The following is a 5,048-nucleotide window of genomic DNA, read 5'->3' as shown; positions in this document are numbered from 1 at the left end:
GGCGCGGGCGGGCCCGGGCGCCCCGGGCCCCCCCACCCCCCCCCCGGCGGGGGGGCCCGGCCGGGCGGGGCGGCCCGCGGCCCCCCCCCGGGGCCAGGGGCCCGCCCCGGAGGGCGGGCCCATGCCCGGCGGCCGCGCACAGCCGAAGACCGACAAGAGCGAGGCGACCCGGGCCCTGATCCTGGAGACGGCCATGCGGCTGTTCCAGGAGCGGGGCTACGAGAAGACCACCATGCGCGCCATCGCCACCGAGGCGGGCGTCTCGGTGGGCAACGCGTACTACTACTTCTCGGCGAAGGAATTCCTGATCCAGGGGTTCTACGACCGGATGACCTACGACCACGCGGCCGACGCCAGGCGCCGCATGGCCGGTACGCGGGACTTCGCCGAGCGGCTGCAGATCGCGCTGACCTCGTGGCTGGACACGGCCGCGCCGTACCACGAGTTCGCCGCGCAGTTCTTCCGCACCGCCGCCGACCCGACCAGCTCGCTCAGCCCGTTCTCCAACGAGTCCCACCCGGCCCGGGCCACGGCGGTCGAGCTGTTCCGCGAGGTGCTCCAGGGCTCCGAACTGGCGCCCAAGCTGGACGCCGAACTGGTCGAGCTGCTGCCCGACGTGCTCTGGCTGCACCTGATGGTCGTCGTCCTCTACTGGGTCTTCGACCGGACCGAGGACACCGAGCGGACGCGCGAGTTCGTTCGACGCTCCACCCCCATGGCGGCCCGGGTGATCAACCTCTCGCGCTACCGGGTGTTCCGGCCCATCGTGCGGGACGCCAAGGGGCTGATCCAGGACTTCATCCTGCCCACGATCGGCAAGACCGCCGTCAAGTAAGGACGCTCGGGCCATGGAACGTCCGACGGCCGGGCACTCCCGAAGTTGGGAGCGCCCGGCCGAAGCCGTTCGACGGTTCGACCTCACCAACGGGCGTCAGCCCTGGCGCGGCACCGGGTTCTCCGGGGAGTCGAGCCACGCGGTGTGGCCCTCGCGCCCGGCCGTGAGGCCGAACCGGTCGAAGCCCGGCCGGCCCTGGTCGTCCCACCACCGCCAGGCGGCCTCCACCTCGTCCCAGAGGTTCCGGGGGCCGGACTGCCGGACCTCGAACCGGGATTCCCCGGGGACGGAGTCGACCGTCGCCCAGGACGTGACGGCCGTGTCGAACAGCCACCACGTCCAGCCGTCCTCACCGAACCCGTTGCGCCGGTAGTACACGTCCGGCAGGGTGAGGGCGCAGGCGAACTGTGCCGGCCAGTCGTCCCCGATGGCCGCCTCGGGGTCGAGCTTCGTCCAGGACTGCTCGGAGTCGCCCGGCCAGTCGCCCGGCAGGTAGTCCTCCACCGGCTCGCCCTCGTAGCGCTGCTGGCGCAGCACCATGAACGCGGACGACCGGGTGAACCGACCGCTCGCCGCCCCCTCGCCGTCCACGGTGAGCCGCACGATCGCGCCGCCGCCGAACAGGGGCGAGACGGGGCTGACGATCACCCCGCCCGGCCTGGTCTGGGCGAGCCAGGCGGCCGGGATGTCCCGCAGCGACACGGTGGACATGATCCGGTCGTACGGCGCGCGCACGCCCCACCCGAGCGAGCCGTCCCCGCACACCACCTCGGGCGCGTAGCCGGCGCCGCGAAGCGCCGTGCGGGCCCGGGCGGAGACCTGCGCGTCGACCTCGACGGTGGACACCATCTCGGCGCCCAGGCGGTGAGCCAGCAGTGCGGCGTTGTAGCCGGTGCCCGTCCCGATTTCGAGCACCCGGTGCCCGGGTTCCGCATCCAGGTCGGACAGCATCTCGGCCACCACTGTGGGCATGGACGCCGACGACGTGGGGGTGCTGCGGGTCCCGTCGTCGGCGCCGTCGTCCCACTGCGTGATGATCGGCAGATCACTGTAGGCAAGCCGCATCCACCGTTCGGGCTCCTCGGATCGGCTGCACTCGGGGTCTTCGTCCCCCTCGTCCGTCCAGATGGTGTCCGGGAGGAACGCGTGTCGCGGCACGCTGTTGAAGGCCGGGGCCCATTCGGCGGGCAGGGAACCGGCGTCGGTGAGCGCCGTCGCCAGTGCGGCCCGCTGCTCCTCGGGGGTCACGGCTTCTTGTGCTTCGGTTCCGGGGTGGGCGTCCGGCTGTCCGACGACGGCTTCGGGCCGATCGACGACCCGCCCGGCTTGGCGTGGCTGCCACCCCGGCCGTCGTTCGGACCGCCCTTGTTCTCGTCTCCCATGTCAGTTTCCTCTCTCTCGGATCGCCTGTAGAGCCGGCCAAAGGCGGCCGGTCATGCCTTCCGGTAGTCGCGCCAGGTGCGGGCGGCACCGACCATCCGGGCCGTCCACGGGTCAGGGTCGTCCCCGCCGATCTCGTCCCACATGGTGGCGTTGGTGACGGCGAACGCGTCGATCCCGCCGACAGGGGCCGCCTGCCACGTCGGAACGCGGGAGGCCCATTGCTCGGCCGAGGCGGGGTCGTGTCCGAAGGCGATCAGCCAGATCACCCAGTACGCGGCATCCAGCCATGGGGCGCCCTGGGTGGCCCAGGCCCAGTCGACGAGTCGGGCGCCCTGGTCGGTCACCAGAACGTTGGTGTTGTGCCAGTCGGTGTGGAGCAGCGCGTGCCCGGCGAACTGGTCGAGGTCCTCCGGCCGTGCGGCGTAACGGGCCAAGCGCTGCTCGGCGTAACGCAGTTCGATCGGTGGGCAGGGGATCTCCGCCAGGCGTCGCAGCGCGGCGACGACCTTCGGCAGATCGGGTGAGCCGGGCCGGTAGTCGGCGTGATGCCCGTCGACCGCTTCGAAGATCAGCAGGTCCCAGCCGCCGGATTCGACCCGGGCGACCAGCGCCGGCGCGGTCCCCCGCACATACGGGTTCACCTCCGCCTCCCGGGCCTGGGCCCACACCCGTGGGTGGTCTACCCGGAGCCCCTTCACGTAGTACGTGCCGGTCGGTGACGTGAGGCGGGCGGCGACCGAGCTGTTGAAGCCCTCGGCCTCCGACTCCGCGTCCAGGACCGGACCGGTGTGCGCTTCGACGGCCCTACGCACCTCAACAGGCAGGTCTGCGTAGGGGATTCGGGATGTGGTCACAGTCGTCCGTTCGTCTCGCATGGCAGGCTCCGGGCAGGCGCGACCTTGCAGATCGAGGCCCGTCCGTGCGGGTCCACGTGCTTCTCTGCGTGCAGGTCTTGGCAGTCGGTGGTGCCCGTCCCGGGGCGGACTCCCGGTCGCGCCCCGGGACGGGGGTTAGTTGGGCCGATTCGGCGGGCGGTCTGCGGCCCGGGGCCGGCGATGGGGTAGCGCGAGCACCTCATGGACCAGGCCGTACAGATCCGCCGCGCGCTGCGCGTGGCGCATCGCTTCGTCGACCTGCGCCAGGACCGCCTCGCGGGTGGCTTCCGCGAGCACCAGGTCAGCCTGCCGTTCGTCGTCGCGCACCTGCTTCGCCCAGGCGACCGCCCGGCGCCGTCCCGGGCTGAACCACAGGAACGGGGGCGCGAACTGCACGTACGCGCCCCAGATCCACGACCACGTCACCCGGGGCTCGCGAACCAGGCTGCGGACCGCCCGGCCGAGGAAGGCGAGCCGGTCGCGCAGGTTCACGCCGTGCCGAGGGGCGCCGACGGCTCGGGGAGCAGCTTCACCTCCGGAGGCAACGAGGGGTGGTGCACGAATTCCAACTCGGGTGCGTCTTCCACGGGTTCGACGTTCCACGGCATGGTGGAGAACTCGACTCCTCCGCCCGGCGGACGGAGGTAGGCCTCCTTGTTGCAGGTGCCGGTGAAGACGCCCGTCCTGCCGGTGGCGGTGTCCTTGACCAGTTCGCCGACCTTGGGGATGTACACGCGCTTGTGGGGGGGCTTCCTCATACTCACGCCGTCGGCTCCTTTCCGTAGTCGCTTCGTTACAAGGATCGACACTCGGCGTTAGCATCGGAAGGGTCGTCATGTTTCCAACGCGGATCCGCAACGTGGGACCGGCCCCGGGAAACATGGAGGAGAAGAGGTGTCCGAATGGGCTGGGCCGAGCGCGAGCTTCACCCCGAAAGGTCCGCGAGGGACCTCTACGGCGCCGAGATCCGGCGACTTCGCAAGCTCCACGACATGTCGCTGGGTCGGCTGGCGGTGATCCTCAACGTCTCGAAAGGACATCTGTCCAGGATCGAAGGCGGAGACTCGAAGGTGCCCGAAGGGCTGTCGGAGGCTTTGGACCTCGTATTCAACACAGACGGTTCGTTCCTTCGGCTCTACCCGCTGGCCAGCAAGGAGGACTTCCCGGACAAGTACAAGCGGTTCATGGAGTTGGCCGAACAGGCCATCTGCCACGAGGCGTACGAGACGACCATTCCGGGGCTTCTCCAGACGGAGGAGGTCGCGCGTGCCGTACTCCAGGCCGGTGAGCCGTTCGCGGCAGAAGGGGAGATCGATGACTGGCTGACGAAACGACTTCGCCGTCAGAAACGGCCCAACCGCCAGCCCTCGCCGTGCCGGTACTGGTTCATCGTGGACGAAGGCGCGATCCGGCGGCCGATCGGCGGGCTGGAAATCATGGCGGAGCAACTCAACCGGCTGCCGCAAGTCTGCCGGCTGCCTCACGTCACAATTCAGGTGCTGCCCTTCAGTGCTGGCCAGCACTCGGAGATGGGCGGTTCACTCACCCTCCTGACCCTGCCCGACCGGTCGGTTGTCGCTTACGAAGAGGGGAGCCGGTCCGGCACTCTCTTCACAGAAACGGAAGAGGTAGCCCACCGCCAGGCGCTCTACGATCTGCTCAGGGCTCAAGCTCTGTCTCCACGAGCCTCTGAAGCGACGATCAGTGCGGCACTGGAAGGACTCACCGATGCCATCCTCCGACAAGCCCGTCCAGTGGCGGAAGAGCAGCTTTAGCAACGGCAACGGCGGAAACTGCGTCGAAGTGGACGACGCCAACCCCGGGACAGTCCGCGACTCCAAGGATCCCGACGGGCCCTGGCTCCGCTTCACCCCCGACGCGTGGGCAGCCTTCGTCCAGGCCACGGTGGACGGCCGGTTCGGCGACGTGTGAGCCCACACAGCGGAAGGCCGGCC

General features: G+C 70.2%; 8 protein-coding genes. 3 read left to right on the top strand and 5 right to left on the bottom strand.

What is annotated here, in order from left to right:
• The first annotated feature begins 121 nt into the window (after positions 1 to 121).
• Positions 122 to 835 carry a TetR family transcriptional regulator gene (locus tag ACFRAR_RS38235; protein WP_380704988.1) on the top strand — a complete coding sequence of 238 codons (714 nt, stop codon included), beginning with the start codon at positions 122 to 124 and terminating at the stop codon, positions 833 to 835.
• Positions 836 to 931: 96 nt separating this feature from the next.
• Here the strand turns inward: ACFRAR_RS38235 and ACFRAR_RS38230 are convergent, their stop codons facing one another.
• From ACFRAR_RS38230 to ACFRAR_RS38210, 5 genes are all read right to left on the bottom strand, one after another.
• Complete coding sequence (locus ACFRAR_RS38230) at positions 932 to 2,083, bottom strand: protein-L-isoaspartate(D-aspartate) O-methyltransferase (RefSeq protein WP_380704986.1); 1,152 nt, start codon at positions 2,081 to 2,083, stop codon at positions 932 to 934.
• A complete protein-coding gene (locus tag ACFRAR_RS38225) occupies positions 2,080 to 2,217 on the bottom strand; it encodes a hypothetical protein (RefSeq protein WP_380704984.1) in 138 nt (45 codons plus the stop codon). Before ACFRAR_RS38225 ends, ACFRAR_RS38230 begins: the two co-directional genes overlap by 4 nt.
• Positions 2,218 to 2,268: 51 nt before the next feature.
• Positions 2,269 to 3,072, bottom strand: a complete 804-nt coding sequence (locus tag ACFRAR_RS38220; protein ID WP_380704982.1) for an aminoglycoside phosphotransferase — start codon at positions 3,070 to 3,072, stop codon at positions 2,269 to 2,271.
• Between the two features lie 156 nt (positions 3,073 to 3,228).
• Positions 3,229 to 3,585, bottom strand: coding sequence for a hypothetical protein (locus tag ACFRAR_RS38215; protein ID WP_380704980.1), 357 nt, complete (start codon positions 3,583 to 3,585; stop codon positions 3,229 to 3,231).
• Positions 3,582 to 3,851, bottom strand: a complete 270-nt coding sequence (locus ACFRAR_RS38210; RefSeq protein ID WP_380704978.1) for a hypothetical protein — start codon at positions 3,849 to 3,851, stop codon at positions 3,582 to 3,584. Before ACFRAR_RS38210 ends, ACFRAR_RS38215 begins: the two co-directional genes overlap by 4 nt.
• A 144-nt stretch (positions 3,852 to 3,995) precedes the next feature.
• Here ACFRAR_RS38210 and ACFRAR_RS38205 point away from each other — a divergent pair, with 144 nt between their 5' ends.
• Together ACFRAR_RS38205 and ACFRAR_RS38200 are read left to right on the top strand one after the other, a co-directional pair.
• Positions 3,996 to 4,868, top strand: a complete 873-nt coding sequence (locus ACFRAR_RS38205) for a helix-turn-helix domain-containing protein (RefSeq protein ID WP_380704975.1) — start codon at positions 3,996 to 3,998, stop codon at positions 4,866 to 4,868.
• Positions 4,822 to 5,025, top strand: a complete 204-nt coding sequence (locus ACFRAR_RS38200; RefSeq protein ID WP_380704973.1) for a DUF397 domain-containing protein — start codon at positions 4,822 to 4,824, stop codon at positions 5,023 to 5,025. Before ACFRAR_RS38205 ends, ACFRAR_RS38200 begins: the two co-directional genes overlap by 47 nt.
• The last annotated feature ends 23 nt before the right edge of the window (positions 5,026 to 5,048 follow it).

This window comes from Kitasatospora sp. NPDC056651 (assembly GCF_042792155.1).
Lineage (GTDB): Bacteria > Actinomycetota > Actinomycetes > Streptomycetales > Streptomycetaceae > Kitasatospora.
Note: the sequence above shows the minus strand (reverse complement) of the source record. Positions and strands in the feature narration are given on the sequence as shown.